Origin of the sequence: Streptomyces sp. NPDC005195 (assembly GCF_040608315.1) — a bacterium.
Classification (GTDB): Bacteria; Actinomycetota; Actinomycetes; order Streptomycetales; family Streptomycetaceae; genus Streptomyces; species Streptomyces kaempferi.
Map to the genome: position 1 here is coordinate 1 of NZ_JBEXHZ010000291.1, position 1827 is coordinate 1827.

A 1827-nucleotide genomic window follows, 5' to 3' on the forward strand; every position below is an offset into this window, starting at 1 on the left:
CCACAGCCCTCCGCCCCTACGAGCGGCCACTGGCACTCCTCGGCCTCAACTGACCTGCACCAACGCACGATCAACGGACTTTGCAATCGCCCTGGTTCTGGAAGAGCCAGGAAATCCATTCCAGCCCTTCAGGCAGTGATTCCGATGACCACGATGACGATCTCGCGCCGGCAGCACCGTCCCGATCTGCACGCCGTCTTCACCGGTGAGCGCACGTTCGGCCTGTCTCTGGAGCACGGACCCCTTGCCCCCGCTTCCGCCCGGCACGAGGCCCGTCCCGTTCTGGTTGCCTGGGGACTGGATGACGACCAGATCTACGACACTCTCCTGGTTATCTCCGAACTCGTCACCAACGCCGTCTCCCACGCACTGCCGCCCGTCGTACTGCACCTGCGCGCATCCATCGAAGGCTCGGGGCCGGTGGAAGTCCGTGTCAGCGACGGCGGCCCTGAATCCACTCCCGACAACTGGGCAGCCGCCCGGCCCGCCGACGAACACGGCCGCGGCGACATGATCATCTCTGCTCTCACCAGCCAGGCCGGAGCCGTCAGCGAAAGCGAGGGTCTCATCGACCACTGGGCGAGCTTCGACGCCGCCTGACGACGCGCGCCGATCGGCGACCGTGAGAGCCGCGTCCGCTCGGCTCCGGCAGGGCCGCGTCCTCTCGAGCCGACGCTCACCTGCGCGGTTCGTGCGGCGATGTCCCTCACTCGTTGCGGACCGATGCCGCGCTTCAGCTCGTCCGCCCAGCAGCCCGGAACCCGGCTTCTGGGACTTGGAGGTCATCTCATGAGCGTGCAGTCGACCGGCAAGCCACCGGCGAGCCGACCGGTGACGGTCTTTGTGCGCTTCGTGGTGTGCGGAGGAGCCGTGGGAGCGGCATCCAGTGGCGGACTGGTCCTGTTGGACGGCATCCTCCCTCTGGTGGTGGCCAACGCTCTGGTCACACTTGTCTCAACCGTCATCGCCACCGAACTCCATCAGCGCGTCACCTTCCGCAGCCCACGGAGTGGATGGGGCGCGCACCTACAGTCCTCGCTGACGGTAGCGCTCAGCTTCGCCCTGACAACCGGGGCCCTGCTGATCCTGCACGCGGCGTCGCCCAAGCCCGCGGCACTGGTCGAACAAGGCGTCTACCTCTCGGTCTCAGCACTGGCCGGGACTATCCGATTCGTTCTGCTACGCGCAGTGTTTTCCCACGACACGGCGAGCGTGACCAGACACGTAAGGGTTCTTGCAGCCTGCCCGGCACGCCGGGCACGTCACGAGCGCACGTCCGATGTGCGCGGGGGAGCCAGCCGTCCACTCGGCCCGGCAAGGGGCGTTCACCGCTCCCAGCCAGGCGCTCTGCCTTGCTCACGGCCGCTCCAGCAGAAGCTGTGCACCACAGACGCAGCTGTCGTCCCACCGGCGGCGGGAGGTTACGGCGCCGGCTGACAGGCCGGTCCGAAGGACAGCCTTGCGGAGATCCGGAGCTGCAGATGTCCGGGCCAGCCGCGGACCATTCCCGCCTCCTCGATGTCACAAGAGGTGGGCGGCCACACCACAGCCGGCGGGAGCGGCCTCACGTGCCCTGCAACGTCGACCGATGACGAGATGCCGCGGGCCTCGGCATCTACAGCGATGCCTCCTCGGCCTAGTGTCGCATCAACCGCGCCGATGCATGTGACTGCCAAGAATTGCCTCAAGACCGGGAGCCAGCAGCTCTACCAGACGCTCGGGATCCATCGGGACCCTGTCGATCACGCTGCAGTTCTTCGCCTTCTTCGGGTTCATCTTCGTCGTCATGCAGTATCTGCAGCTCGTACGCGGTGACAGTGCTCTGAT

General features: G+C 66.6%; 3 protein-coding genes. 2 read left to right on the forward strand and 1 reads right to left on the reverse strand.

Features of this window, described 5'->3' with window-relative positions; all coding sequences use genetic code 11:
• The first annotated feature begins 144 nt into the window (after positions 1 to 144).
• Both ABZV34_RS39045 and ABZV34_RS39050 read left to right on the forward strand, forming a co-directional pair.
• A complete protein-coding gene (locus tag ABZV34_RS39045; RefSeq protein WP_356287916.1) occupies positions 145 to 600 on the forward strand; it encodes an ATP-binding protein in 456 nt (151 codons plus the stop codon).
• A gap of 189 nt (positions 601 to 789) precedes the next feature.
• Positions 790 to 1437, forward strand: a complete 648-nt coding sequence (locus ABZV34_RS39050; RefSeq protein WP_356287919.1) for a GtrA family protein — start codon at positions 790 to 792, stop codon at positions 1435 to 1437.
• A gap of 210 nt (positions 1438 to 1647) precedes the next feature.
• Here ABZV34_RS39050 and ABZV34_RS39055 read toward each other — a convergent pair whose 3' ends face one another.
• Positions 1648 to 1788 (reverse strand): hypothetical protein, encoded by a 141-nt coding sequence (locus tag ABZV34_RS39055; protein ID WP_356287922.1) that lies wholly within the window; start codon positions 1786 to 1788, stop codon positions 1648 to 1650.
• Positions 1789 to 1827 lie beyond the last annotated feature (39 nt).

What these genes read in the sequence shown, in the direction of transcription:
- ABZV34_RS39045 (WP_356287916.1), top strand. Translation starts at nt 145, where the DNA reads ATGACCACGATGACGATCTCGCGCCGGCAGCACCGTCCCGATCTGCAC.
- ABZV34_RS39050 (WP_356287919.1), top strand. Translation starts at nt 790, where the DNA reads ATGAGCGTGCAGTCGACCGGCAAGCCACCGGCGAGCCGACCGGTGACG.
- ABZV34_RS39055 (WP_356287922.1), bottom strand. Translation starts at nt 1,788, where the DNA reads ATGACGACGAAGATGAACCCGAAGAAGGCGAAGAACTGCAGCGTGATC.